This is a genomic window from Olsenella massiliensis (genome assembly GCF_001457795.1).
In the GTDB taxonomy this organism is placed as follows: Bacteria; Actinomycetota; Coriobacteriia; order Coriobacteriales; family Atopobiaceae; genus Olsenella_F; species Olsenella_F massiliensis.
In genome coordinates, this window is record NZ_LN898209.1 from 182,073 (window position 1) to 207,558 (window position 25,486).

22 protein-coding genes and 1 tRNA gene are annotated in these 25,486 nt (G+C 68.8%); 19 read left to right on the plus strand and 4 right to left on the minus strand.

Annotated features, from left to right (window positions below):
* The 5 genes from BN3001_RS01985 (at position 1) to BN3001_RS08535 (ending at position 4,755) form a co-directional block, all read left to right on the plus strand.
* Positions 1–438: a hypothetical protein gene (locus tag BN3001_RS01985; protein ID WP_058270145.1), complete on the plus strand. Its 438-nt coding sequence runs from the start codon at positions 1–3 to the stop codon at positions 436–438.
* 172 nt (positions 439–610) lie between these two features.
* On the plus strand, positions 611–904 hold the full coding sequence (locus BN3001_RS01990; protein WP_058270146.1) for a hypothetical protein: 294 nt from the start codon (positions 611–613) through the stop codon (positions 902–904).
* Positions 905–1,048: 144 nt separating this feature from the next.
* Positions 1,049–1,750: an ABC transporter ATP-binding protein gene (locus tag BN3001_RS01995; RefSeq protein WP_058270147.1), complete on the plus strand. Its 702-nt coding sequence runs from the start codon at positions 1,049–1,051 to the stop codon at positions 1,748–1,750.
* Between the two features lie 4 nt (positions 1,751–1,754).
* Entirely contained in the window at positions 1,755–2,876 is a 1,122-nt protein-coding gene (locus BN3001_RS08530) for a coiled-coil domain-containing protein (RefSeq protein WP_058270148.1), read from the plus strand.
* Positions 2,877–3,111: 235 nt separating this feature from the next.
* On the plus strand, positions 3,112–4,755 hold the full coding sequence (locus tag BN3001_RS08535; RefSeq protein ID WP_058270150.1) for an ABC transporter permease: 1,644 nt from the start codon (positions 3,112–3,114) through the stop codon (positions 4,753–4,755).
* On the opposite strand, the gene BN3001_RS02015 is transcribed toward BN3001_RS08535, so the two are convergent.
* Positions 4,739–5,434, minus strand: coding sequence for an alpha/beta fold hydrolase (locus tag BN3001_RS02015; RefSeq protein WP_058270151.1), 696 nt, complete (start codon positions 5,432–5,434; stop codon positions 4,739–4,741). The two genes, BN3001_RS08535 and BN3001_RS02015, sit on opposite strands and share 17 nt — an antisense overlap.
* Positions 5,435–5,440: 6 nt before the next feature.
* Positions 5,441–7,447: a class I tRNA ligase family protein gene (locus BN3001_RS02020; protein WP_058270152.1), complete on the minus strand. Its 2,007-nt coding sequence runs from the start codon at positions 7,445–7,447 to the stop codon at positions 5,441–5,443.
* A gap of 146 nt (positions 7,448–7,593) precedes the next feature.
* On the opposite strand from BN3001_RS02020, the gene BN3001_RS02025 reads away from it, so the two are divergent.
* From BN3001_RS02025 to queA, 3 genes are all read left to right on the plus strand, one after another.
* Positions 7,594–8,124, plus strand: a complete 531-nt coding sequence (locus BN3001_RS02025; protein ID WP_082629915.1) for a DUF3267 domain-containing protein — start codon at positions 7,594–7,596, stop codon at positions 8,122–8,124.
* Between the two features lie 96 nt (positions 8,125–8,220).
* Complete coding sequence (locus BN3001_RS02030; protein WP_058270154.1) at positions 8,221–8,916, plus strand: epoxyqueuosine reductase QueH; 696 nt, start codon at positions 8,221–8,223, stop codon at positions 8,914–8,916.
* Positions 8,917–9,003: 87 nt separating this feature from the next.
* Positions 9,004–10,167, plus strand: a complete 1,164-nt coding sequence (gene queA, locus BN3001_RS02035; RefSeq protein WP_058270155.1) for a tRNA preQ1(34) S-adenosylmethionine ribosyltransferase-isomerase QueA — start codon at positions 9,004–9,006, stop codon at positions 10,165–10,167.
* A 46-nt stretch (positions 10,168–10,213) separates the two neighbouring features.
* Here queA and BN3001_RS02040 read toward each other — a convergent pair whose 3' ends face one another.
* Positions 10,214–11,410 carry a coiled-coil domain-containing protein gene (locus BN3001_RS02040; RefSeq protein WP_058270156.1) on the minus strand — a complete coding sequence of 399 codons (1,197 nt, stop codon included), beginning with the start codon at positions 11,408–11,410 and terminating at the stop codon, positions 10,214–10,216.
* A 237-nt stretch (positions 11,411–11,647) separates the two neighbouring features.
* Here BN3001_RS02040 and BN3001_RS02045 point away from each other — a divergent pair, with 237 nt between their 5' ends.
* The 11 genes from BN3001_RS02045 (at position 11,648) to rplT (ending at position 24,066) form a co-directional block, all read left to right on the plus strand.
* The gene (locus BN3001_RS02045; protein WP_058270157.1) at positions 11,648–11,929 is read left to right on the plus strand and encodes an HPr family phosphocarrier protein; all 282 of its coding nucleotides are present in this window, start codon (positions 11,648–11,650) and stop codon (positions 11,927–11,929) included.
* Positions 11,930–12,207: 278 nt separating this feature from the next.
* The gene (gene tgt, locus BN3001_RS02050) at positions 12,208–13,347 is read left to right on the plus strand and encodes a tRNA guanosine(34) transglycosylase Tgt (protein WP_058270158.1); all 1,140 of its coding nucleotides are present in this window, start codon (positions 12,208–12,210) and stop codon (positions 13,345–13,347) included.
* A gap of 107 nt (positions 13,348–13,454) precedes the next feature.
* Complete coding sequence (gene secD / locus BN3001_RS02055) at positions 13,455–14,963, plus strand: protein translocase subunit SecD (RefSeq protein WP_058270159.1); 1,509 nt, start codon at positions 13,455–13,457, stop codon at positions 14,961–14,963.
* On the plus strand, positions 14,956–15,924 hold the full coding sequence (gene secF / locus BN3001_RS02060; protein WP_058270160.1) for a protein translocase subunit SecF: 969 nt from the start codon (positions 14,956–14,958) through the stop codon (positions 15,922–15,924). The genes secD and secF overlap by 8 nt, the downstream gene beginning before the upstream one ends.
* Entirely contained in the window at positions 15,924–19,277 is a 3,354-nt protein-coding gene (gene recJ / locus BN3001_RS02065; RefSeq protein WP_058270161.1) for a single-stranded-DNA-specific exonuclease RecJ, read from the plus strand. Before secF ends, recJ begins: the two co-directional genes overlap by 1 nt.
* Entirely contained in the window at positions 19,274–21,622 is a 2,349-nt protein-coding gene (locus BN3001_RS02070) for a RelA/SpoT family protein (RefSeq protein WP_058270162.1), read from the plus strand. The genes recJ and BN3001_RS02070 overlap by 4 nt, the downstream gene beginning before the upstream one ends.
* 1 nt (position 21,623) lies before the next feature.
* The gene (locus BN3001_RS02075) at positions 21,624–22,358 is read left to right on the plus strand and encodes an MBL fold metallo-hydrolase (RefSeq protein ID WP_058270163.1); all 735 of its coding nucleotides are present in this window, start codon (positions 21,624–21,626) and stop codon (positions 22,356–22,358) included.
* Between the two features lie 123 nt (positions 22,359–22,481).
* Positions 22,482–22,570 (plus strand) — tRNA-Leu (locus BN3001_RS02080).
* Between the two features lie 316 nt (positions 22,571–22,886).
* Complete coding sequence (gene infC / locus BN3001_RS02085; RefSeq protein WP_148362920.1) at positions 22,887–23,456, plus strand: translation initiation factor IF-3; 570 nt, start codon at positions 22,887–22,889, stop codon at positions 23,454–23,456.
* A gap of 1 nt (position 23,457) precedes the next feature.
* The gene (gene rpmI, locus BN3001_RS02090; protein WP_058270164.1) at positions 23,458–23,658 is read left to right on the plus strand and encodes a 50S ribosomal protein L35; all 201 of its coding nucleotides are present in this window, start codon (positions 23,458–23,460) and stop codon (positions 23,656–23,658) included.
* 42 nt (positions 23,659–23,700) lie between these two features.
* Complete coding sequence (gene rplT, locus BN3001_RS02095; RefSeq protein ID WP_058270165.1) at positions 23,701–24,066, plus strand: 50S ribosomal protein L20; 366 nt, start codon at positions 23,701–23,703, stop codon at positions 24,064–24,066.
* A gap of 149 nt (positions 24,067–24,215) precedes the next feature.
* Here the strand turns inward: rplT and BN3001_RS02100 are convergent, their stop codons facing one another.
* Positions 24,216–25,412 (minus strand): glycosyltransferase family 4 protein, encoded by a 1,197-nt coding sequence (locus BN3001_RS02100; RefSeq protein ID WP_058270166.1) that lies wholly within the window; start codon positions 25,410–25,412, stop codon positions 24,216–24,218.
* Positions 25,413–25,486: the final 74 nt, after the last annotated feature.

Consider the following 25,486-nt stretch of genomic DNA (forward strand, 5'->3'; position numbering starts at 1 on the left):
GTGGGACGTCCTGGGGCTGCCACGTCCGGACGTCCTGCGCGGCCGACGCCGCCGGGCGACCCGTCGTCGACCCTCGACGGCGACGACGAGCTGCATCTGCGCCATCCGCGCATGCCTCTCTCGCGGCGGGCAAAGATCTTCATGCCCTTCGAGCCTCTCAGGGGCTATCGCGCGGCCCTGCGCGAGCGCGAGCGTCGGCTGGTCCGCGTGCCGCGCGTCGAGCTTGGCCTCGAGCGCCGCGAGGAGCTCTCGGCGCTGCTGGCGTCCCTGCGCGCCGGCGAGGAGGTCCTCGTCCGCCACTATCGGGACGGCAGCTACGTGCTGACACGGGGCGTCGTCGCCAGGCTGCGCCGAGCCGATCGGGTCCTCGAGCTTGACGGGGCGAGCATCCCCCTTGAGGACATCGCCCTGCTGGAGCGCGTGGACGCCCGGGAATAGGTCCCGCCCGCCGCCGTCGCGCCCTTGTCGTCAAGAGTTCGCGGCGTGGCCCGCGCTGACGGCTTTGTGACGTCTGGAGGCGCGCGGGCGCCGAGCGCCATCCCCGCGGTCGCGCTTGGGCATAATAGACGGAAGTCGTCATGGACGGGACGGACGTGAAGAGAGGTGAGGCATGGCGCGTCAGGTACGCACGCGGCAGCTCGTCGGCGAGGAGAGGGACTATCGTGACGTCGCGGCCAACGCCCGCGGCTCATGGCTGCTGACCCTGCTCGGGCTTCTCCTGTCGGCCCTGGGCATCGCCCTGGTCCCAGGTGGAGGAGGCACGCAGCTGCCTCTCACGCTCCTTGCCATCGCCGTCGTCCTGGGTGGCGTCGCCCTGCTGTACGGGGGGCACTCCCTACGGCGTGACGCCCGCAGGGCCAAGCGGCGTCATGACGAGGGACGAGGGGAGCGGCATCGTGGCTGACGGGCGCCGCCGTCGCCGGCGCGTCCGCTCGCGCCTGGGCGACAGGCCTGCTGCCATGGTCGCTCCCCACGTGCCGGAACGCTAGAATTGGCTTCGGCCGCCGCGCGAGAGGCGGGCGCAGGCGACGCTGGCAGGAGGTGACCCGTGGCGTTCGTTGAGTTCAAGGACGTGCGCAAGACGTATCAGATGGGCGACGTCGAGGTCAGGGCCGTCGATGGCATGGACTTCGCCATCGAGCGGGGCGAGCTCGTCGTCATCGTCGGCCCCTCGGGCGCCGGCAAGACCACGGTGCTCAACATGCTCGGGGGCATGGACTCCTGCAGCTCGGGCACCATCGCGCTCGACGGTGCGCTCGTCAGCGCGATGGGGGAGCGCGAGCTCACCCAGTACCGCCGTCACGACATCGGCTTCGTGTTCCAGTTCTACAACCTCGTCCAGAACCTCACGGCGCTCGAGAACGTGGAGCTGGCGGGGCAGATATGTCGTGACCCCCTGCCGGCCGCCGACGTGCTCGCGCAGGTGGGGCTCGAAAAGCGCATGGACAACTTTCCCGCCCAGCTATCCGGTGGCGAGCAGCAGCGCGTGGCCATCGCACGCGCCTTGGCCAAGAACCCCAAGCTGCTCCTTTGTGACGAGCCCACGGGCGCCCTGGACTACCGGACGGGCAAGCAAATACTGGGGCTTCTCCAGGACACCTGCAGAAGCACGGGACGCACCGTGGTCATCGTGACGCACAACATGGCCTTCACGCAGATCGCCGACCGCGTGATTCATGTCCGCGAGGGGCGCGCGCAGGCCGTCGAGCTCAACGACCGTCCCGCCGACGCCGCCGTCGTCGAGTGGTAGGCCCATGCCCGCGCCCACGAACACCTCCCTTCCGCCCGACGCGCCCCGTGACAGGCCGTCCGCTCGCGGACGCCGCCCCTCGGCGTTCTGGCTTGAGCTTCTGCGCTCCATCCGCGGCAGCCTGGGGCGCTTCCTCGCCATCCTGGGCATCGTCGCGCTGGGCTGCGGCTTCTTTGCGGGCCTGCAGATGGCGGGCTCCGACATGCGTCTGGCCGCCGACCGCTACTACGACGCCACCTGCCTCTGGGACCTGCGCGTCATCTCGACCTTGGGCCTCGGCGACGCCGACGTCCTCCGTCTGGGCCAGATCGAGGGCGTCACGGAGGTCATGGCCTCCCGCAGCGTGGACGCCATGGCCCAGATGGGTGACGAGCAGGTGGCCGTGAGGATCACGTCCCTTGGCGAGGAGGATGCCGAGACGGACAGGTTCGCGTCCGTGAGCGCCTCGCGCGTCAACCGCCTCGTCCTGCGGGAGGGAGGCTGGCCCACGGCGGCGGACGAGTGCGTGATCTCGGCCGACGTCAACCGCGGCGTGTCGGTGGGGGACACCGTCAGGGTCCTCTATGGCAGCTCCGCCCTTGACGACCTGCTCCAGACGAGGTCCTACAAGGTCGTGGGAACGGTGAGCTCGTCCGACAACGTCTACACGAGCAACTTTGGCTCCACCAACCTGGGCGCGGGCAAGATTGACGACTACCTCTACGTGCCCGACGGCGCCTTCAAGCGCGACGCGGCCTATACCGTCGCCTATCTGAAGGTCGCCGGCGCCCAGGACCTCCAGAGCGGGTCGGACGCCTATCGCGCAAAGGTGGGATCGGTCAAGGAGCGCATCGAGCAGGGAACGGACGCCCTCGCGTCCGGGCGTCGGGAGGACCTCCGGAAGAAGGCCCAGGCCGAGCTTGACGACGAGGTCGCCACGTACTGGCGCAAGCATGACGAGGCCTACGACGAGCTTGCCTCCTCCAAACGCAGGCTCGACGAGGCGGAGGCGCAGATTGCCGACGGCCAGGCGCAGCTCGACGCGGGCCAGCGGGAGTATGACGCGGGCGTGGCCGAGCTGCGAAGCAGGAGGGCGGACGCCGAGCGGCAGCTTGCCGACGGCCAGGCGCAGCTCGACGCTACTTGAGGGCTGTCGCGTATACACATCTAGATGTGTATAAGAGACCGCCCGCGCCCAGCTGGAGGACGGCAGGGTCCGCTACGACGACGGCAAGGCCGAGGCGGACGAGCGGTTCGCCACGGCCTGGCGGCAGATTCAGGACGCCCAGAGCAAGATCGATGACATCGAGCCCCCCGACGTCCATGTCCTCGACCGCACCCAGAGCGAGAGCGCGGCCACCTATCAGGCGGACACCGAGCGCATGGACCACATCGCCGACGTCTTTCCCCTCATCTTCTTTTTGGTAGCGGCCCTCGTGGCCCTCACCACGATGACGCGCATGGTCGAGGACGACCGCGTCCAGATCGGCACGTACAAGGCGCTCGGCTATGGCAAGGCGGCCATCGCGAGCAAGTACCTCATCTATGCGGCCGCGGCGGCGGGCCTCGGCGCCGTCGTGGGCATTCTCGTGCTGTCGCAGGCGCTGCCCCGGGTGGTCACCGTCGCCTACTCCATCATCTATGCGGTGCCGCTCATGGCGTTTCCCCTGCCCGTGAGCCTGCCGGTGGCCCTCATGGCCGGCGGGCTGGGCGTGGGCGTGACGCTGCTCGCCACCTGGGCGGCCGCGTACTCCACCCTGCGCGAGGCGCCCGCGACGCTGATGCTTCCGCGTGCCCCCAAGGCGGGCAAGCGCATCCTGCTCGAGAACGTTGGCCCCGCGTGGCGACGCCTGTCCTTCTCGTGGAAGGTCACGTTCCGCAACCTCTTCCGCTACAAGCGCCGCCTGCTCATGACCGTCATCGGCATATCGGGCTGCACCGCCCTGCTGCTGGTGGGCTTTGGGATGCGCGACTCCATCTGGGACATCATCGACCTTCAGTTTGGCTCGATCGTCCATTACGACACCACCGTGGGCCTCACGACCGACGCCACCGAGCTCGAGGTGGCGGATGTGAGTGACTACCTGCGCTCCACCGGGTCCGTCAGCGACCAGGTGCGGGTGCAGCAGGAGAACATGCAGGCCGCCGGCACCGGCGCCTCCACGAGCGCCACCGCCACCACCGCCACGACCGTGGTAATCCCCCAGGACAGCGCCGCGCTTCCCTCTGCCGTGAGCCTCAGGGACCGCGTCAGGGGATCCCAGGTTTCCTTCGACGATGACGCGGTGGTGGTGAGCGAGAAGCTCGCCGCGCTTCATAACGTCAAGGTGGGGGACAGCATCGTCCTCTATGACCAGGACGACGTCGGCAACGCCGTCGGGGACGGCCATGCGCTCACCGTCACGGGCATCGCGGAGAACTACGTGCGCAACTACGTCTACGTGGGCCGTGAGGCCTGGAAGGGCGTGAGCGACGTCGCGCCGACGTTCTCGACGATCTGGTGCAACATCCCCGACGCGTCCGCCCGCGCCGGCATCTCGAGCCATCTGCATGACTTGGGGGACGTCTCCACCGTGATCTTCTCAAACGAGATCATCGACCAGTATCGCCACATGCTCACGGCCGTCAACATGGTCGTGGTGGTCCTCATCGTGTCCGCGGCGTCGTTGGCGTTCATCGTGCTGTACAACCTCACCAACATCAACGTGGACGAGCGCGTGCGCGAGATCGCCAGCCTCAAGGTCCTGGGCTTCACGCGCCGCGAGGTGTACGCCTACGTCTTCCGTGAGATCATCCTGCTCACGCTCATCGGCGACGCCGTGGGCCTGGCGCTCGGCGTGTTCCTGGAGCGCTTCGTCATCACCACGGCCGAGGTTGACTACGTGATGTTCGGTCGCACTATCCACCTTCCGAGCTTTGCGTTCGCCTTTGTCCTCACGCTCGCCTTCTCGGGCGTCGTGATGCTCATCATGCGCCACAAGCTCGACCGCATCGACATGGTGGAGTCGCTCAAGAGCGTGGAGTAGGCGCGGCGGTGCGGATGGTCTCGAGCGCCAGCGCCGCCGCGACCTGGGGGGCCTGCTTGGGGACGTTGTGGGCGCAGTCGCTCACCACCACCAGGCGCACGCGCTCGTTGCCCCCCGAACAGATGCCCTCATAGATGGCCTGAGTCTCCTCGGGGCGGACGCAGTCGTGCTCTCCCGCGACGATCGTTGCCGGGCAGCGCACGGCCGCGAGCGAGGACGCCTTGATGTGCGGCTCCTCGAGCATCAGCTCAAGCAGGTCGGCGCCGTCGCGGGCCTCGCCGGCGGTGGGGCACAGCAGCGTGGGGTCGACGTCCCCGTCCGCAGGCAGGCCCTGGGCCCATGCCGCCCAGGAGCGGGCCGCCCTCGCGCTGCCGGCGAGGTCCCACCCATCCTCCTCGACGACCCCCTCGGGCGTGAGGTTGGCCCCGATGGCGAGCAGCGAGAGGGCGCGGTCGGGATGATCGCGCGCGACCAGCAGTGCCTCGATGGCGCCGTCCGAGAAGCCCACGAGGTGGGCGCGACGGACGCCTAGCGCGTCCAGGCACGCGAGGGCGTCGTGGGCCATGAGCTCGTAGCTGAGCCGGGCGCGACCGCGCGTCGAGCGTCCCTGCGCCCGCGAGTCAAGGCAGACGGCCGCAGCGGGCGTCCTCTCGCGCGCGATGTCGGCCCTCTCGCTCATCGCGGCCTACTTGGTGAAGAAGTCGGTGCGCGGGGGCAGCTCCACCAGGGCGTGCTCCCGGGGCGCCTGGCCAAGCTCGCGCGCCAGCTCCAGCGGCGTCTGGAAGGCATGCTCCCACGAGAAGAACAGCGCGGGGTCAAAGGCGAGGTGCTCGCAGATCCTCTCGCACCCCTCGGGGGTGGCGGGGTGCATGAGCAGCGTCGTCGTGCGCAGGGCCGCGAAGGCGTTGGCGAGGGCGTGCTCGTAGGCGACGTCATCGCCTCGGGCCGCCTTGGACTCGTCGGACCAGCGCTTGTTGGCGCCGCGGCAGAAGTCTTCGACGACGGCGAGCGCCCCGTGCGCGTCAAAGGCATGGGCGCAGCGCTCGAAGGCGAGCGTGGCCTCTGTGCAGGCGTCGCGCACGTCCTCGTCGGCGTCGCGCGAGGGCAGGTGCCCGTCGCAGACGTTCTGGGCCCCGTAGAGGCAGGAGCGCGCCAGGCGGTTGAAGATGTTGGCCAAAAAGGCGCTCTCCTTGAGGGCGGGGTCGGCCACGCGCGGGTCGTCCTTCACGAGCACGTCCCTGCCGGTCTTCTTGTCCCTGTGGCTCACGCTCGTGTCATAGGGCTTGGGCGAGAAGCTCACGGCCTTCTGGTCGAGGCCCAGGCTGAGCCAGTGGCAGCGCAGCTGCTCGGCGTCATAGTGGTCAAGCAGCTCAGAGGCGAGCGGGGGCTTGACGGCGCCGGAGCTCGAGGCCTTCTTGTTCATGAACAGGATGTGGTGGTTGGCCACGGGCACGCCCTGCGTGAGGCCCCAGTCCAGGGCCTCCCAGAGCGCGGGCTGAGCCACGCAGTAGAAGTAGATGTTGTCCTGGCCGATGAACTGATAGACCTTGGCGTCGGCGGAGCACCACCAGTCACGCCAGTCGTCGCTGGCGTAGCGTCCCGGCTCGGCGCCGGCGAGCGCCGCCTGGGTGAAGCTGATGGGCGCCCAGAGGCTCTCGGGCCAGCACCACACCGTGAGGCCGCTCGTCCCCTCGAGCTCGGGAGCCGGCACGCCCCAGGAGATGTTGCCCGTGATCCTGAACGGCAGCAGGGTCTTGCCGGTGCGAAAGCGCACGCCCGCCGCCTCGAGGACCTCGCGCGCCCGGTCGCGGTCCTGCCAGCTGGCAAACGCGATGGAGAAGGACTGCTGCCCCTTGGCCGCCTCATGAAGCTCGTGGGCGGGCAGCTCCGTCGCCGCGGCGTCAAAGGCCGCGCGGAACTTCGTCTGGACGTACATGACCGGGGCCACGAGCGACTCGCGGACCGTCGTGGTGACGATGGGGCGCACCTGAGGGTCGAGGTCCCACTCGTCCATGAGCCCCTCGAGCTCCCGCTTGAAGGAAGGCAGGTCAAAGTACCAGTTGTCAACCGGTCGCAGCTCGGGCGTGGTGCCCGTGAGCTGGGAGACGGGAGCTATGAGCTCCTCGGGGTCAAACTGGTGGCCCAGGTCGCACTCGTCGGCGTAGGCCTTCTCGCTCTTGCAGCCGCGCACGGGGCAGCGGCCCGTGACCTGCCGGCCGTTGAGGAACTGGCCCGCCGTGGCGTCATAGAACTGTCGCGTGCCCATGCGGCGCAGGTGACCTCGCTCGTGCAGGCGCGTGAGCACGGCGGCGGTCAGGCGCGCGTGGATGTCTCGGGCCGGCCCGATGCCAGAGCCGGCAAACAGGTCGAGGCTGATGCCATAGGCGTCGAGGGCACGGCGCTGGGCGTCGTGGTTGGCGCCCACGTAGTCGAGGATGACGCCGTCAAAGCCCTCGCCCTCCACCTTCTTGCGATAGCCCTCCATGATGGGCGAGCCGTAGCAGTCGGTGCCCGAGACAAAGAGCACGTTCCTCCTTCCCAGGCGGTCGCGAAGGAAGCGCGCGAAGAAGTCCGCCGGCACGAACACGCCCCCGATGTGCCCAAAGTGCAGGCTCTTGTTGCCGTAGGGCATGCCGCCCGTGATGACGGCGCGGGCGGGGAAGGAGGGGCGGTTCGAAAGGCTGACAGACATGCGCACGGTCCTTTGCGAGGCTGGGGGAGTACCATACGCAGGCGATTATCCCACATCGGCCGCGCTCGCGCCGTCCGGGTCGACCGGGTCGGCATGCGCCCGCGCGGATCTCATGCCTCGGGGCGTGGCCGTGCTACCCTTGGCCCATGAGGACGCTTTGCGAGATAGACGTGCTGGGCGACGAGGGGATGCGACGCAGGATGGGCAGATTCGTCCTGGTCACCCTCGTCGTCGGCGCGGCGGTCGCCCTCGCGCTGGTGACGTCGGGCGTCCGCGACGCCGTGGCCCCGCCCGTCTGGGCGGCGCTCCTGCTGACGCTGAGCCTCGTCGCGCTGCCCCTCCATGAGCTCGTCCATGCGGCTGCCTTCAAGCTGCTGGGACCGCCCGGCACGCGGGTTCGCCTTGGCGCCCAGGAGGGCATGCTCTATGCCTGCGCTGCGGGGACGCTCCTTTCTCGCCGCCGCTTCATGGCGGTGCTCGTGGCGCCCGCCCTGCTCGCGAGCGTCGCCTTTTTTCTCCTGTGCGTCGCGGCGAGCCTGCCTCTGCTGGCGTGGTGCTGCGGTGCCGTGCACCTTGCGGGCTGTGCGGGCGACCTCATCATGGCGGGCGCCATCTGGCGCGAGAGGGGCTGCTCGCACGTGCGCGACACCGAGCGGGGCATCGAACTCATGGGATAGCGCCCCGCGCGCGGGAATCGGCGTCCCATATGCTCTACAATTCCAGGGCGGAAGGGCGGCGCCGGACGACGCCGCGCACGGCAGCGGGGAGGGACCATGGACGAACGGTCGGCGTCGGGACGCACGCCGCTATTGCTCCACGCCTGCTGCGGCCCCTGCTCGCTGGAGCCCGTCCGCCTGCTGCGCGAGGAGGGCTTTGAGCCCACCATCTGCTGGGTCAATCCCAACATCCAGCCCGTCGCGGAGCATGACCTGCGCCTGAGGGTCCTGAGGGACTGGGCCGCCCGCGTCGCCCACGTGGACGTCATCGTGGGCGCGGACGACCGTGACGGCTGGGAGCGCCTCGTGGCGCCCGCCGCGTTCGACCGCGGGCGCCGCTGTAGGGCCTGCTACACGCTGCGCCTGGCCGAGACCTGCCGCATCGCTCGCGCACGGGGCTTCTCTCATGTGAGCACGACCCTGGCCGTCTCGCCCTACCAGCTCTTTGACGCGTGCGAGGACGCGCTGGTGACCCTCGCGCGCGCCCAGGGCCTGCGCGCGGTATGGCGCGACGTCCGCGACCGCTATCCCGACGCCGTCAGGGGGGCGCGCGAGCTGGGCATGTACCGGCAGAGCTACTGCGGCTGCCGCTTCTCGGCGGCCGAGGCCGCGCGCGCGCGCCACGCGGCCCGCGACCACGACGACGACGTCCTCTCCACCATCCGCTCAAGCCGCACGGACGCCGGGGCGGCCGCGCGCGCCGGTCGCGTCCTGACGGAGGCGAGTCCGTCTCGCCTCGTGACGGGCACGTAGCGCCACGCGCCCCACCGCGGCATGCCCCCCCGCGGCGCAGGCCCCATCCATCCGTACTGCCACCCGCTCCAAGGAGATGCTCGAACCATGCGCACCGACGACTTTGACTATGACCTTCCCGACGAGCTCATCGCCCAGGCCCCTGCGGAGCCGCGTGACTCCTGCCGCCTGCTCGTCCTTGACAGGGCGGACGACAGCGTCGAGCATCGCCTGTTCACGGACGTAATTGACTACCTCGAGGCGGGGGACCTCCTCGTTGCCAACAGGACGCGGGTGCTGCCGGCCCGGCTCATGGGTCACAAGCGCCAGACGGGCGGGGTCGCCGAGACGCTCCTGCTCAAGCGCCGCGAGGACATAGATCCGCTGGGACGCGTCTGGGAGTGCCTCGTCAAGCCCGGCAGGCGCCTCAAGCAGGGGAGCGTCATCGAGTACCGCGAAGGCGGGGCCCATGCCCCCCTGAGCTGGGAGCCCGTGCTCACGGGTGAGGTCGTCGACTACCTCGAGGACAACCGCGGCGGTCGCCTGCTGCGCTTTGAGCCCGCGCGGGGCCTCTCGCTCGACGAGGCCATCCACAAGGCGGGCCATGTGCCCCTGCCGCCCTACATCACGCAGTACGACGGCGACCCCGAGAAATACCAGACGGTCTACGCCATGCGCGAGGAGCACTCAGCGGCGGCACCCACGGCGGGACTCCACTTTACTCCCGAGCTCCTCGAGCGCATCGCGGCGCGGGGCGTGGGCTTCAAGACCGTCGAGCTCGAGGTGGGCATCGACACCTTTCGCCTCGTCGAGGAGGACGACCCCACGGCGCACGTCATGCACACCGAGCGCTACCACGTTGGGCAGGACGTCGTGGACGCGGTCCACGCGACCAAGGCGGCGGGCCATAGGGTGATCGCCGTGGGCACGACGTCGGTCAGGTCGCTCGAGAGCGCCTTTGACCTCGCAGCGCCCGCATCCGACCCCCCGATGGCGGCACGACGCTTTGAGGGGGCGCCCGACTCGGCGAGGGTCACGGGCAGGGGGGACCTCGTCGCCCGCCGCGACGCCACCACCGACCTCTACCTGATGCCGGGGTCCACCTACCACGTGGTGGACGCGCTCATCACCAACTTTCACGTGCCGCGCTCGACCCTCATGATGCTCGTGTCCGCCTTTGCCTCGACGAGGCAGATCATGGATGCCTATCACGCCGCCGTTGACGAGCGCTATCGCTTCCTGAGCTTTGGCGACGCGATGCTCATCAGGTAGGCGCGCCCACCTCGCGCGCCCGCGAGGCCCGCGGCGCGCTCGACCCTCAGCGCAGGACCTGCGTGACGATCACGACGACGGCGACGACGGCCGCGAGCGCGAGGAGGGCGATCCCGACGAACGCGAGGCGCTGACCCCTTGTCCTGGCACGCAGGTTCCGCTCAAAGCGGGCGAGGCCCTCGACCTCGGCCTCGAGCGAGACGAGCTGCGCCTGTCGCTCGTCGATGGCGCGCTCGAGGGCGGCGGTCTTCTCCGGCGTGTCATGGACGTCGCCCGCCTCGTCGAGGATGTCGCGCGCCGCCGTAATGCGACCCTGGGCCTCCCGCGCGTCGTCCTGGGCCAGCTGCCGGTCATGCTCGACCTGCGAGATCTGGTCCTGAAGTTGCCTCTCCTCGTCCCTGGCGGCGTTGTAGAGCGACTCGTACTCCTCGCGGCGGCTGGTCGCCTCGCGCTTGGCGTCGCCGGCCTGACGCTCGACGGCCTCCAGCGACTGGCGCTGGGTCCAGAGATGGGTCTGGGCGTTGTCCACGAGCTGCTGGCACTCGACGGTGACACGTGCGACGTCGTTGCGGGCGGCGTCGAGGTGCGCCTGCTCCGCCACGGCCTCGCTCTGCATCTTCGAGAGCGCCGAGGCCGAGGCGGAGGGATCCTTCTTGAGGGCCATGAGCTCCGCCTGGACCTTCCTCAGGCGGTCCTGCGCGTTGTCGACGGCCTTGTTGGCCGCGGCGATGCGCTGCTCGCGGCGCTTTGCCGCCTCGGCCACCTGCTGGTCGGCACCCTTCACGGCGCGCCTGGCGTCCGCCAGCGAGCGCGCCGCGTCGTCCGATCGGCCCTTCGTGGCGTCCATGAGCTCGCGATAGGGACGCAGGCTGTCCTCATGTTCGGCACGCAGGGAGCTAAGGCTCTCCTGCAGGGCGCCCGCGTCGCCCGCGGCCTTCTCGGCGCGCCCGTCCGCGTCGCGCAGCGCCCCCTGCGCGTCTTTGAGCTCCGCCTCCTGCTCGCTCACGATGGCGTCGTAGTTGTCCTCTATCCGCGTCCTGCGCTCAAGCTCGTCTCGGTCCTCCTTGAGGGCCTGGGACAGCTCGCGCAGCTGGCCACGCGCCGTGGCGTGCTGCCTCGACGCCTCCCAGACGCGCTTGACGGCGTCAAGTCCCCCCTTGAGGGGCGACAAGGCGGACGCGTCTTGCCCGGCGCCCTCGTCGGGCCGCTCGTCAGACGAGGTCTCCTGGGGTTGCATGGACATAGGTGCTCCCTTCGCGCGGGGACGGTCATGGTCTTGTCGGCACTGCGCCGCAGCTCTCCTGACGGCGCACGGGCGTTGTCGCCGCTGACCCACGCAGGACGTTCGGCGGCGGGCTATTTGGCGATTGGCCCCATTTTACCCTTCAACCCGATCGGGCATTTGGTGTAACCTTCATATATCTACCGTCCCAGCGGGGTCGACACCGGCATGCGGCCCTGGCACACAAAGGAGTCTCCCATGGTTTCTAAGCAGGTCACCGTCGTCAGCGCCACCGGCCTTCACGCGCGTCCCGCCTCGCAGTTCGTGCAGACCGCCAAGGGCTTTCAGAGCGCCGTCACCATCAAGGACGTCGAGAAGGGCTCCGCTCCGGTCAACGCCAAGTCGATCATGATGATTCTTGCCGCAGGCCTTGGCACCGGCTCCAAGGTTGAGATCTGCTGCGACGGTCCTGACGAGCAGGACGCCCTCAACGCCATCCTGGCCATCAAGGACGGCGAGGAGGCCCTCTTCGGCGAGTAGGGCTTGCAGGTTTACGCGCACGGCCAAGCCTCCCGCCATGCGGGGGGCTTTTTTGCCGCGACAAAACGCCCGCGCTCGCACGTGCGCCGCCCAGGGCGGCCCCGCCCGCATCGCACATGTGCGTCGCCGCCCGGCGGGGCCACGGGCCGTCTTGCTAGAATCAACTGACCAACGCTCGGCCGGGCCTGCCCGCCTTCGCCCGCGCTCGCCTGACCCGCGACCCCCCTCGCGTCGGCGGCCGGCCCGCGACCCATCACCCCCATAGAGAGGACCAGGCAGTGAGCAGCAAGTGGTTCACGTACGACCTCATCGCCGAAGACCCCGCGACGCACGCGCGGGCGGGCGTCCTGCACACGCCTCATGGCGACGTCCCCACGCCCATCTTCATGCCGGTGGGCACCAAGGCGACGGTCAAGGGCCTTCTCCCGGAACAGCTCAAGGGGCTGGGCGCCAAGATCATCCTGGCCAACGCCTATCATCTTTCCCAGCGCCCCGGCGCCGACCTCGTCGCCGAGCTGGGAGGTCTGCACGACTTCATGCGCTGGGACGGTCCCATCCTCACGGATTCGGGCGGTTTCCAGGTCTTTAGCCACGGCGACTTCGTGAGGCTGGACGAGGGCGGCGTGACCTTCCGTACGGTGGACTACGACGGCTCCTACGTCCACTGGACGCCCGAGGACAACATGGCCATCGCCCAGAGCCTGGGTGCCGACATCGTCATGCAGCTTGACCAGTGTACGCCGTACCCTGCGGAGCGCGCCTTCGTGGAGCGCGCGGTGGAGCTGTCAAGCCTGTGGGCCGAGCGCTGCGCGAGGGCCCATACCCGCGAGGACCAGGCCCTCTTTGGCATCGTTCAGGGAGGCATGCACCTTGACCTGCGCCTGCGCAGCCTTGAGCATCTTGAGTCCTGCGGGGACTTTCCCGGCTACGGCATCGGGGGCTACTCCGTGGGCGAGGACCACGCCATCATGTTCGAGACGCTGGCGCCGCTCGCGAGCGAACATATGCCCCGGCACAAGCCGCGCTACCTCATGGGGGTGGGCAACCCGACGACCTTGGTCCACGGCGTGGCGTGCGGCATCGACATGTTCGACTGCGTCCTGCCCACCCGCACGGCGCGCATGGGCTGCGCCTTCTCGTCCGCAGGCAGGCTCAACTTGAGGCACGCCCGCTTTGCGCATGACCGGTCCGTCCTCGAGGAGGGCTGCGGCTGCCCCGCCTGCCGGGGCGGCTTCACGCGCTCCTACCTGCACCACCTGGTCAAGCAGAGAGAGATGCTCGGCGGCATCCTGCTGTCCCTCCACAACCTGCACTTCCTCCTGGAGCTCATGCGGCAGGCGCGCACGGCCGTCATCGAGGGTCGCTACGCCGACTTCGTGCGCCGCTGGGACGAGCTTCCCGGCAGCGCCGACTGGTAGGGACGCTCGAGGAGGCCCCCGGCGCGCGGGGCCCGGCGACGATCGTGGAGTATGATGTCAATCTGAGACAAGGAGGGGCGCGAGCCCCCTACGAAGGAACGTGAGACATGTCAAAGCAAGATGCGGGTCCGGGGCGTTCCCTTGGCCTCAGTCGCTGGACGGGTGCGGGGGCGACGCCCCCGCCCAAGGGAGCGAGGGGTCGCCGCCCCGCGACCTCGTCGACGGGCAGGCGTGCCGACCTGCGTCTGCGTCGCTCGATTCGTCGGTACGTCTCGACGCTCGTCATCCTTCTCGTGGTCCTCGTCGTCGCGGTCGTGGGCTTCACGCCCCTGCGGGAGCGCATCACCCAGGGGCTTGACATCCAGGGCGGCGTGTCCGTGATCATGAGGGCGACGAAACCGGACGGATCGGCGCCCACGTCGGGCGACATGGCGACGGCGGCGGGCATCGTCCAGAATCGCGTCAACGCCCTCGGCGCCTCCGAGACCTCGGTGCAGCAGCAGGGGTCAAACTCGATCCTGATCCAGATCCCCGGCGCCACCAACGCCGACCAGGTGATCTCGACCCTGGGCCAGACCGGGCACCTGGAGTTTGCCCGCCTTGACCAGATCGGGGACGCGGACGCCCTCCTGAAGCTCAACGCCGGCGCCACGAACGTGAGGCTCAAGGAGGGCACGTACACGTCCTTCATGGACGGGTCGGACATATCGACCGTCTCCGTCGCCCAGGACCCCACGAAGGCCTCTGGGGGTTACGCGGTCAACCTGAGGCTCGGTGGCGACGGCAGCGCCAAGTTTGCCGCTGTGACCAAGGAGCTCGCGCCCATCAAGGGGCGCATCGCCATCGTGCTCGATGGCGTGGTCTACTCGGCTCCCGCCGTCCAGAGCGAGATCACGACGGGCCAGGTGTCCATCACCGGCGGCTTCAGCCTCGACGAGGCGCAGCAGCTCAAGACCGTCCTTGACTCCGGCTCGCTGCCCGTGACGCTGACCTATTCCGAGAGCCGCGTCGTCGGGCCCACCCTGGGCCAGGACTCGCTCGGCCAGGGCGTCGTCGCCATCGCCATCGGCGCCGCCGTGGTCGTGGCCTATCTCTTCGTGTTCTACCAGGGGCTGGGGCTCCTCACCATGGGCTCGCTCGTCGTCTTCGCGGTGCTCTATCTGGGGTTGCTGGCCCTCCTGTCGCACGTCGGCGCCTACGCCCTCACGCTTCCCGGGCTGGCCGCCGTCGTCCTGACGACGGGCTCGGCCGCCGACTCCTCCATCCTCGTGCTCGAGCGCTTCCGCGAGGAGATTCGCATGGGCAGGTCGATTCGACAGGCGTCCATCTCGGGCGCCAGGCACGGCATCATGACCTCGCTCGACGCGGACGCCGTCTCGCTGGTCACGGCGCTTGCCCTGTTCTTCGTGGCCGTCGGGTCCGTGAAGGGGTTTGGCCTCACGCTCGCCCTCGGCATCGTCTGCGACATAGTCACGATGTTCTGCTTCAAGGCGCCCGCCCTGCGGCTGCTCGCCCTTCGTGCCATCGAGCGTCACCCCGGCTTCTGGGGCGTCAGGCAGGACCTCGCCGCCGCGGCGCCCGGCGAGGGACGCAAGGGGGGTGAGGCCCATGCGTAGCCACTTCTCGCGCGAGATTCCCTTCATGAGGCATCGCCGCACCTTCCTCACGCTCTCCTGCGCACTCGTGGTCATCGCCGTCATTGGCATCGTGGTCCGCGGGCTGGTGTTTGGCATCGAGTTCAGGGGCGGCACCGAGATCGACTTCCGCGACACGGGTGACGTCGCCCTCGGGAGGATGAGAGACGCGCTCGTCGCCGCCGGGGAGGTGGACCCCACGGTCCAGACGACCGTCACCGAGGGCTCCCAGGGCTTCCTGGTGCGCTCCGACACGACGGACCCCAACACGGCCAACGCACACGCCGAGGCCGCCGCCGCGGCGCTCGGCCTCACCTCCGAGAACTACACCGTTACCACCATCGGGCCCGATTGGGGCGCGGACGTCACTCGCTCGTCGGCCTTCGCCTTTGGCGTCGCCCTGCTGCTGATCGTCGCCTACGTGTCGCTGCGCTACGAGTGGAAGATGTCGCTCGTGGCCGTCCTGGCGCTTCTGCATGACCTGCTGATCACCGTCGGCGTGTACGCCTGGACGCAGACGGCCATCACGCCCAACGTGGTCGCCGCCCTCCTCACGATCATGGGGTACTCGCTCTATGACACGGTCGTCGAGTTCAATCGCATCAACGAGAACTCCAGGGAGCTGCGCGACGGGGTGCACCGGACCTACTACCAGATCGCCAACTTCTCCATCAACGAGGTCTTCGTCCGCACGATCAACACGACGCTCACCTCGGTGGTCCCCGTCGTGGCCATGCTGCTGCTGGGCGGCTCGACGCTCAGGGACTTCGCCTTCGCGATGCTCGTCGGCGAGCTTCTGGGCACGTACTCGAGCTTTGCCGTGGCGAGTCCGCTTCTAGCCATATGGAAGACGCGCGAGACGGACTGGGCCAGGCGCGAGGCCAAGTACGGCGACGCGGCCCGGCGTGACGTGGAGGAGCCGGCCCAAGAGGGGACGCGCTAGTGCCTGGCCTCCTGGACAGCGACCGATGGGGCCTACCCGAGGTTGACGCCGCGTGCGTCCGCGAGCTTGGCGAGCGCTGCGGCGTCGTGCCCCTGGTGGCCCGCACGCTGGTGGCGCGCGGCATCCGGACGCCCGAGGCGGCGCGACGATTTTTGACCCCCTCCCTCGAGCGCGACTGGGAGGACCCCCTGGGCATACCCGGCATGAGCGAGGCGGCCGACCGCCTCGCCTCGGCGCTCGCGGCGGGCGAGGCCATCGCCGTCTTCGGAGACTTCGACGTGGACGGCATGAGCGCCACCTGTCTGCTGACGAAGGGCCTGCGCGACCTGGGCGCAGACGTCCGTCCCTTCATTCCTGACCGCTTCGCGGAGGGCTACGGCCTCACGCGGGCCGCCCTGGGCCGGCTTCTGGACGACGGCAGGCCCGACCTCATCGTCACGGTGGACAACGGCATAGCGGCTCAGGCCGAGGTGGCATGGATTCGCTCCCAGGGCATTGACGTGGTGGTCACCGACCACCATGAGCCGGCAGGGCTCGTTCCCGTCGGCGTCGCGGTCTGTGACCCCAAGATGTCCGCCGACTGCCCCTCGCGGGAGCTCGCCGGCGCCGGCGTCGCGCTCAAGCTGCTTCAGGTCGTGGGCGCTCGCAGGGGCGCGCCCGACCTCTGGCGCTCCTACGTCGACCTCGCCACGCTGGGGACCGTCTCGGACATGATGCTGCTGGCCGGCGAGAACCGCGCGCTGGTGCGTGAGGGCGTCGCGCTCATGCGCCAGGGAAGGCGCCCGGGCATCGTGGCCCTCGCGGCCTCGGCTCGCACGGAGCTCTCGAGCGTCACGGCGGACGTGCTGCCGTTCTCGCTTATCCCGCGCCTCAACGCCGCCGGCCGCATGGGCAAGACCGTCGTGGCCTTCGAGCTTCTCATGGCCGATGACATGCCAGGCGCCGTCGAGCTCGCCGAGCGCCTTGAGCAGATCAACGCCGAGCGCCGGGACATAGAGGCCGGCCTTGCCGAGGAGGCCTTCGAGGCGATTGACGCGAGCTATCACGGCGAGCGCGTCATCGTCGTCGCGGGGGAGGGGTGGCACGAGGGCGTCAAGGGCATCGTGGCGAGCAGGGTCACCAACCGCTATCACGTCCCCTCCATTCTCCTCTCGGTGCGTGACGGCGTCGCGCGCGGGTCGGGACGCTCGGTGGGGACGGTGGACCTCTTCAAGGCCGTCTCGAGCTGCTCGGATCTGCTCGTGCGCTTTGGCGGTCATGCCGGCGCGGTCGGGGTGACCTGCGAGGTCGGCAGGCTGGACGCGTTTCGCGCCGCGCTCGAGGCGTATATGGACGCCCTGCCCGCCGAGGAGTTCGCAAGCAGGGGGGAGCTCGCCTCCCTGGTCTCGCTGTCCGAGATGACCGTTGACAACCTGGCGGCGCTCGAGGTCCTCCAGCCCTTTGGCCAGGGCAACAAGAAGCCCCTCTTCGGGTGCGCCGGCGTCATGATGCGCAATCGCGCGCGCGTGGGCGCGGCCGGCAACCACCTGCGCTTTTTTGCGACGGACGGCGTCGCCTCGGTGCCGTCCATCATGTTCAGGGCGCCCCAGATAGAGCGTGCCGTGGGTTGCGAGGGCGCCGTCGACCTCGTGTTCGAGCCCGTCAACGAGACCTGGCAGGGGCGCACCAAGCCCAAGCTCATGGTCAAGGACATCCTCTATCGCGACGACGAGCCCCCACGCCCCGCCGAGCTCGTCGCGCTGACGGACGGCCTCTTCGCCGACGCGTCGTCCGGCGATCCCGCAGCCTCCGCAGGAGGCGAGGACCTGGGCTCTCCCGATGGCGACGAGACGGTCGAGGCGACGCTGCAGGCGCTTTCGACGCTCTCGTACGACGAACTCACCGACGCGCTGCGCAGGCGTCTGCTGGGCTCGGCGCCGCTGCTGCCCGCGCAGCGCGAGACGCTCGACCGCCTGGCCGCAGGCAGGTCCTGCCTCTGCGTCATGGCGACGGGTCGCGGCAAGTCGCTCATCTTCCATCTGCACGCCGCCCGCGAGGCGCTCGCCCACGGACGCGCAAGCGTGTTCGTGTACCCGCTGCGCGCCCTCATCTCGGATCAGTCCTATCATCTCGCTCATGCGATGCGCGACCTTGGCGTGGGCGTGCGGGTGCTCACGGGCGAGACGCCCCAGGCGGAGCGGGACGAGACCTACGAGGCCCTCGCCCGAGGCGTGGTGAGCGTCGTGCTCACGACGCCCGAGTTCCTCTCGCTGCACGTGGCCCGTCTGGCCCGATCGCGCCGCATCGGCTTTGTGGTCGTGGACGAGGCGCATCATGCCGACACGCTCTCCTCGGCCGGCAGGGGGGCCTACGGCGAGCTGCCGCGCGTCCTCGGCGAGCTGGGCGGCCCCACGACCCTGGCGGTCACCGCGACGGCGGACCCCTCCACTGCCCGCGCCGTCCTGGACCTGCTCGGCCTCGCCGAGACGGACGTGGTCGTTGACGCCACCGAGCGACCCAACCTCCACGTCATGGACCTCAGGGCGGCACCCGACCGCGACGCCGCGCTCGTCAACATCGTCGCCTCGGGCGAGAAGACCGTCATCTACGTCAACGGCCGTCAGGCCAGCAGGAAGCTGGCTCGCATGCTCAGGGACGCCGTCCCCGACCTGGGCCATGCCATCGCCTTCTATCACGCGGGGCTTGGACGCCCCACGCGGCTGCGGGTGGAGGGTGCGTTCAGGACCGGGCTCATCACCACGATCGTGTCGACCAGCGCCTTCGGCGAGGGGGTCAACCTCTCGGACGTCCGCAACGTCGTGCTGTACCACCTTCCCTTCGACAAGGTCGAGTTCAACCAGATGAGCGGGCGCGCGGGCAGGGACGGTGACGACGCCGCCATATGGCTGCTGTTTGGGGCGCGCGACGCCGAGCTCAACGAGAGGATCCTCGCGGCGCAGGCGCCGGACCGCGACGCCATGGCGCGGCTCTTCGCGACGATTCGTCGGCTGTGCGACCCCGGCGACACGACGACGGCCAGCGACGAGGACATCGCGTCGGCGGCGTCGGCCACGTACGCGCCCGCGCGCTATGACGCGCGGGAGGCCGCGAGCGCCGTGGCGACCTTTGCCGAGCTCGGCCTCATCGCGCTGGGCGGGGACGCGGACGCACGGGTCATCTCGCTTCTGCCCATAGCGGGTCGCGTCTCGCTCGAGCGCTCGAGCGGCTACCGTGCCGCCCGTCGCCAGGCGCGAGAGTTCGAGAGCTTCAGCAAATGGGTACTCTCAAGTAGTCGGGACACGCTGTCCGGACTCGTCGGGGGACCTCTGCTCCCCGGCTTTGGGCAGGTCGCGGATGGAGGTGACGGACAGTGACGAACCAACGGGAAGAGACGGCCGCGCCTCCTGCGCGCCGGCGCGTCCCCCAGGCGGACAACTGGCGGGTGCTCAAGGGCACCTGTGCCGAGTACCTCGAGCCCGAGGCCGTCGACAAGGTCAGCGCCGCCTACGAGTTTGCCGCCGAGTTTCATCGTGACCAGAGGCGCCGTTCCGGCGAGCCGTACATCAACCATCCCGTCGAGGTCGCCCTCATCCTCGCCAAGGACCTCAGGATGGACGAGGATCCCATCTGCGCCGCGCTGCTGCACGACACGGTGGAGGACACCTCCGCGACGCTCGACGACCTGACGGATCGCTTTGGCACGACGGTCGCCGAGCTGGTGGACGGGGTCACGAAGCTGACCTCCATCGAGGTCTCGTCCATGGACGAGAAGCAGGCGCTCAACCTGCGCAAGATGTTCCTCGCCATGTCCAAGGACATCCGCGTCGTCATCATCAAGCTCGCCGACCGCCTCCACAACATGCGCACCCTCGCCGCCCTCAAGCCCGACCGTCGCACGTTCAAGGCGCGCGAGACCATGGACGTCTACGCCCCCCTGGCCGACCGCCTGGGCATCAGCTCCATCAAGTGGGAGCTCGAGGACCTCTCGTTCTTCTATCTGGAGCCCGAGGAGTACGAGCGCATCGCGCGCATGGTCCAGGACTCCCGCGCCCAGCGCGAGCGCGAGACGGCCGAGGCCATCAAGGTCCTCGACGGGGAGCTGAGGGCCGCGGGGCTCACGGGCTACCAGATCTCCGGGCGGCCCAAGCACCTCTGGTCCATCCACCAGAAGATGACCCGCAAGGGCAAGGAGTTCTCGGACATCTATGACCTCATCGCCCTGCGCGTCCTCACCACGTCGGTAGGCGACTGCTATTCCTGCCTGGGGGCCGTCCACGCCCTGTGGCACCCGCTCCCCGGGCGCTTCAAGGACTACGTGGCCATGCCCAAGCCCAACGGGTATCAGTCGCTGCACACCACGGTGATCGGGGCGGACGCGCGTCCCGTCGAGATTCAGATTCGCACCTACGAGATGCACGAGAAGGCCGAGTACGGCATCGCCGCCCACTGGCTCTACAAGAAGGCGGGCAACTCCGATGGGCGCATGGCCTCGGACGACCAGGGCGTGGACTCGCAGATCAACTGGATTCGTCGCAGCCTGGACTGGACCATGGACGACGACATGGGGGACGCCCACGAGTTTCTGAACAACCTGCGCGTCGACCTCTTCGAGGACGAGATCTTCGTGTTCACGCCCAAGGGCGAGGTCATGAGCCTCAGGAGGGACTCGACCCCCCTTGACTTTGCCTACGCGGTCCATACCGAGGTGGGCAACCACTGCGTGGGCGCCAAGATCAACGGCTCGGTGGTGCCGCTCACGTACCGTCTGACCAGCGGCGACCGCGTGGAGATCCTGACCAACAAGAACTCAAAGCCCAGCCGCGACTGGCTGAACCTCGTGGCGACCCCCTCCGCCAAGGCGAAGATTCGCAAGTACTTCACGACGCTCTCCAAGACCGACGACGCCGAGCAGGGTCGCAGCGACCTCTCTCACGAGCTGCGCAGGCGGGGGTACGGCATATCCACGCCGCGGACGGTCAGGGCGCTCGACCGCGTCATGTCCCAGCTTGACTACGTGCGAGTCGATGACCTGCTCGCGGCCGTGGGAGCCGGGAAGCTCTCCGTGAAGCAGGTGGCCAACAAGATCGTGGCCGTCCTCGAGGAGGGGTCGCCCGAGAACCAGGCGGAGCGCGACCGCCTCGCGGCGCGCAAGGAGGCCAAGGAGCGCGCCCTCACGGAGGACAGGCCCCTGGTGCGCCCCGACGCCCGCGCCGCCTCGGACAGGCGTCGTCGTCACGGCAACTGCGGCATCATCGTCAGGGGCGACCCCGACCTTCTGGCCCGCCTCGCCCATTGCTGCAACCCCGTGATGGGCGATGAGATCGTCGGCTTCATCACGCGCGGTCGGGGCGTGTCGGTCCATCGCACGAGCTGCCCCAACGTCAGGGGCCTCATGGCCCATCCGGAGCGGATGATCGAGGTCGAGTGGGACACGACCGGCGCCACGGAGTTCCAGGTGGAGATCGTCGTCGAGGCGACCGACCGTATGGGGCTGCTCAAGGACGTGACGACGGCCATCGGTGACGCCGGCGGCAACATCCTCTCCGCCGCCACCCAGACGTCGTCGTCCGGGTCGGCGCGCCTGCGCTTTCTCACGGCCATATCCGACGCCTCGCTGCTGAATCCGCTGCTCGCCTCCGTGAGCCGCGTGACCTCGGTCTACGACTGCCGGCGCATCATGCCGGGCGAGGGTGCCAACCAGATGAAGAGGAGGACCTAGGATGTCAGAGCATGACGAGGGCCGCGCGGACGGCTGCTGCGGCGGTCGCCACCACGACGAGGGTCAGGGCTGCTGCGGCCGCCACGGCTGCGGCGGGACGGGCGAGCGCGACCGCATCGTCCTGTTCGTGGTGGGACCACTTGAGACCAACTGCTACGCCTACGTGTCGCGGGGCGAGTGCCTCATCGTCGACCCGGGCAACTCCGGCGCCAAGGTCGCCGAGCATCTGCCCGAGGGCGTCACGGTGCGCTACCTGGCGGCGACGCATGGTCACGGCGACCACGTGGGCGGCGTCAAGGCGCTTCGCGAGGCCGTGGGAGGCCGCTATGTGATTCATCCCGCCGACGCCGAGCTCGCTCGCCACGCCGGCGAGCCCAGCGAGACGGGCAGGGCCTACGACGACAACGCCCCGGAGCCGGACCTCACCTATGAGGAGGGCGACGTGCTCGAGCTGGGGAGCGCCCGCTTTCGCGTTATGGAGACGCCCGGCCACACCCCCGGCAGCGTCTGTCTCGTGGGCGAGGGAACGGCGACGGGCGTCGCCTTCATGGGGGACACCCTCTTCCAGGGCTCCTGCGGCCGCACCGACCTCACGGGCGGCAGCCCAAGGGACATGAGCCTCTCGCTCGCTCGTCTCAAGCGCGAACTGGACCCCCAGACCAGGCTCTTCTGCGGGCATGGCGAGATGACGACGATGGGGGAGGAGCTCGCCTCCAACCCCTACCTGCGGTCGTAGGGCGCCTGCCGCCGTAACCGCCGGGTCACGGCGACGCGCCGCGCGCTCCGGCGGCAATCGGCGTGCGGCCGCCCACGTCGCGGCCTCCTGGGACGTTTATTTGCTATAGTTTCACTGCCTCGTGCCCGGATGGCGGAATTGGCAGACGCGGCGGACTCAAAATCCGCAGCTGGGAAACCAGCGTGTGGGTTCGACCCCCACTCCGGGCACCATATGGCACCCTCGGGACGTCGCACGGGACAGCCGACCCCGATCGCCCGGCCCGTTTGTGTGCGTGTCTTGGCGATGGTCACATCGCACCCTTGCATGCCGCGCCCGGCTGGCGTATCCTTATAGGGTACGTACGAAGCGGGACTGTGCGTGAGCCCCCACCTACACGGCGCCGTCAGGCAGCTGTCTGGTCAGACAATGAACCTTGTCCCCACGAGCTGGGGTGTTGTCTCCTGGATGCTGTTGGCTCCAGGTTTTTTCATGCGTGGGCGTCACGGACGCGACGAGTCCCGCCGCAGCGAAGGGAAGGTGTAGAAGATAGCCAAGAACGATGGACCTCGCGTCAACCGCGAGATCACCGCACGCACGTGCCGCCTCATCGGCGTGGACGGGTCGCAGCTGGGCCTGTTCGGCCTGAGTGACGCGCTGCGCGTTGCCATGGACCAGCACATGGACCTCGTGGAGATCGCTCCCAACGCGGAGCCTCCGGTCTGCAAGGTGATGGACTATCGCAAGTTCAAGTACGAGCAGGACCGCAAGGCCAAGGCCGCCCGCAAGAAGCAGGTCAGGGTCGAGGTCAAGGAGATGAAGTTCCGCCCCAAGATCGACGTGGGGGACTACATCACCAAGAAGAACCATGTCATGCGCTTCCTCAAGAAGGGCGCGCGCGTCAAGATCACCATCATGTTCCGCGGGCGCGAGATGGCCCACCCGGAGCAGGGCAGGATGGTGCTCGACCGGCTTGCCGAGGACCTCGCCCCCTTTGCGACGGTTGATCAGCAGCCTAAGATGGAAGGCCGCAACATGCACATGCTTGTCGCCCCGATCAAGGGAGCCTTCGACGAGAAGGACGGCGAGGGCGGCACCGAGAGTCAGAAGGAGAACTAGCATGCCCAAGATGAAGACGCACAAGGGTTCGGCAAAGCGCTTTCGCCGCACCGGCACCGGCAAGATCATGCGTGCCAAGGCGTTCAAGAGCCACATCCTGACCAAGAAGTCCCAGAAGCGCATTCGCGGGTTCCGCAAGGAGGCCGTGCTCGCCAGCTGCGACGCCAAGGTCGTCTCGCAGCGCATGGGCAGCAACAACTAGGCGCGCACGCGCACCATCAGACATTCAAGGAGTTGATACGATATGGCACGTGTCAAGCGCGCAGTCGCCGGTCGCAAGAAGCGTCAGACCCTGGTCGAGCGCACCAAGGGCTACTACGGGACCTCCTCTCGCACCTTCCGCGGCATGAAGGAGCAGGCCCAGCATTCCGGACAGTATGCCTACCGCGACCGTCGCAACAAGAAGCGCGACTTCCGCGCCCTGTGGATTCAGCGCATCAATGCCGCAGCCCGCATGAACGACCTCTCCTACAGCACGTTCATGCATGGCTTGAGGCTCGCCGGCATCGAGCTTGACCGCAAGGTCCTCTCCCAGGTCGCCTACGAGGACGAGGCCGCCTTCGCCGACCTCGCCGCCGTCGCCAAGAAGGCCCTGGAGGCCGCCAAGTAGGCCACGACCCGTGCGTCAGCACGGCTTTGCGCGCCCCGCCGCGACGTATTGCCGCGGGGGGGCGCGCCTCATGTGAGACCGGCCTGCGCGTCTGATGTTGGGCCTGCGAGCCTGTCGCCCTCACGCCTGCGGCGTCCCCCTCCCGCAGGCTACCTTTTGTCGCGCTCGGCGCGCCCCTCGCACGTGGGCGCCCCTTCCGCGTCGTCATCGCCGGCCTCGTCCTGCTTCTTGACATCACCCTCGTCGTCGCAGGGGCTGGCCCGGTGGAGCAGCACGGGCCTGAACAGGTGCAGGTGCTGGGCAAAGAGGGCCGAGAGGACGAACAGCGCCAGGAAGATGGCGATACGCGGCACCACGGCCACCTGGGTCATCACGAGGCTTCCCGCGCACAAAAGGGTGGTCCAGCCATAGATGAGCAGGACGGCCTGACGCTGGTTGAACCCTTCGTCGATGAGGCGGTGGTGAATGTGGCCCCGGTCCGCCTGGCTGATGCTCACGTGGGCCCTTTTGCGCCGGACGATGGCCGAGAAGGTATCGATGATGGGGACGGCCGCGACGACCAGCGGCACGATGATGGTCGTGAGCCCCGCGACGCGCGTGACCGACAGCAGCGAGATGGTGCCGAGGGCATAGCCGAGCAGCAGGGACCCAGAGTCACCCAAGAAGATGCTTGCGGGGTTGAAGTTGTAGCGCAGAAAGCCGAGCGTGGCCCCCACGAGCGCGGCGGACAGCGCGGCGGCGTCGTTGCGACCGGCGAGGACGGAGAGAAACAGCATCGTGAGCGCCGCTATGGACGAGATGCCCGTCGCCAACCCGTCGAGGCCGTCGATCAGGTTGATGATGTTCACGTAGGCGACGAGGTAGAAGATCGTGATGGGGTAGGCGGCCCAGCCCAGGTCGAGCGGCCCTTCGGTGAAGGGGTTCACCACGGTGCCGATGACCAGCCCGCCCGCGACGGCGACGGCAGCCGCGAGCACCTGTCCCAGGAGCTTCTGCCAGGGCTTGAGCTGAAAGACGTCATCCAGGACGCCCGTGAGAAAGATGATGACGAAGCCGAGTTCGACGAGGTGATAGTCCATGCTGCGAAAGTGCGGGGCGGGCGCGAAGGCGGTGGGCCAGCCCAGCAGCAGGGTGCCCAGGTACTGGAGGAGCAGGGCGGAGACGAGACCCGCGAACACGGCCAGGCCGCCCATGCGGGGGATGGGCACCGTGTTGACGCGCCGGGCGCCGGGACGGTCGATGGCGCCGATCCTGCAAGCGACCTGCTTGGCAAGCGGGGTCACGGCAAGCGTCGTGAGCAGCGCTACGCCAAGAAGGGCGAGATGAATGACCCAGGGCTCAGGCATGTGACGCTTCGTCCCCCAGACTGGTGGCAGTGCTGCGACCGTCGCGGCGGGGCGGTCGGCTGACAGAGCGCACG

Coding starts and splice junctions, on each gene's coding strand:
- BN3001_RS01990 (WP_058270146.1), top strand. CDS start 611: ATGGCGCGTCAGGTACGCACGCGGCAGCTCGTCGGCGAGGAGAGGGAC.
- BN3001_RS08530 (WP_058270148.1), top strand. CDS start 1,755: ATGCCCGCGCCCACGAACACCTCCCTTCCGCCCGACGCGCCCCGTGAC.
- BN3001_RS08535 (WP_058270150.1), top strand. CDS start 3,112: ATGGACCACATCGCCGACGTCTTTCCCCTCATCTTCTTTTTGGTAGCG.
- BN3001_RS02015 (WP_058270151.1), bottom strand. CDS start 5,434: ATGAGCGAGAGGGCCGACATCGCGCGCGAGAGGACGCCCGCTGCGGCC.
- BN3001_RS02020 (WP_058270152.1), bottom strand. CDS start 7,447: ATGTCTGTCAGCCTTTCGAACCGCCCCTCCTTCCCCGCCCGCGCCGTC.
- BN3001_RS02025 (WP_082629915.1), top strand. CDS start 7,594: ATGAGGACGCTTTGCGAGATAGACGTGCTGGGCGACGAGGGGATGCGA.
- BN3001_RS02030 (WP_058270154.1), top strand. CDS start 8,221: ATGGACGAACGGTCGGCGTCGGGACGCACGCCGCTATTGCTCCACGCC.
- queA (WP_058270155.1), top strand. CDS start 9,004: ATGCGCACCGACGACTTTGACTATGACCTTCCCGACGAGCTCATCGCC.
- BN3001_RS02040 (WP_058270156.1), bottom strand. CDS start 11,410: ATGTCCATGCAACCCCAGGAGACCTCGTCTGACGAGCGGCCCGACGAG.
- BN3001_RS02045 (WP_058270157.1), top strand. CDS start 11,648: ATGGTTTCTAAGCAGGTCACCGTCGTCAGCGCCACCGGCCTTCACGCG.
- secD (WP_058270159.1), top strand. CDS start 13,455: ATGTCAAAGCAAGATGCGGGTCCGGGGCGTTCCCTTGGCCTCAGTCGC.
- secF (WP_058270160.1), top strand. CDS start 14,956: ATGCGTAGCCACTTCTCGCGCGAGATTCCCTTCATGAGGCATCGCCGC.
- BN3001_RS02075 (WP_058270163.1), top strand. CDS start 21,624: ATGTCAGAGCATGACGAGGGCCGCGCGGACGGCTGCTGCGGCGGTCGC.
- rpmI (WP_058270164.1), top strand. CDS start 23,458: ATGCCCAAGATGAAGACGCACAAGGGTTCGGCAAAGCGCTTTCGCCGC.
- rplT (WP_058270165.1), top strand. CDS start 23,701: ATGGCACGTGTCAAGCGCGCAGTCGCCGGTCGCAAGAAGCGTCAGACC.
- BN3001_RS02100 (WP_058270166.1), bottom strand. CDS start 25,412: ATGCCTGAGCCCTGGGTCATTCATCTCGCCCTTCTTGGCGTAGCGCTG.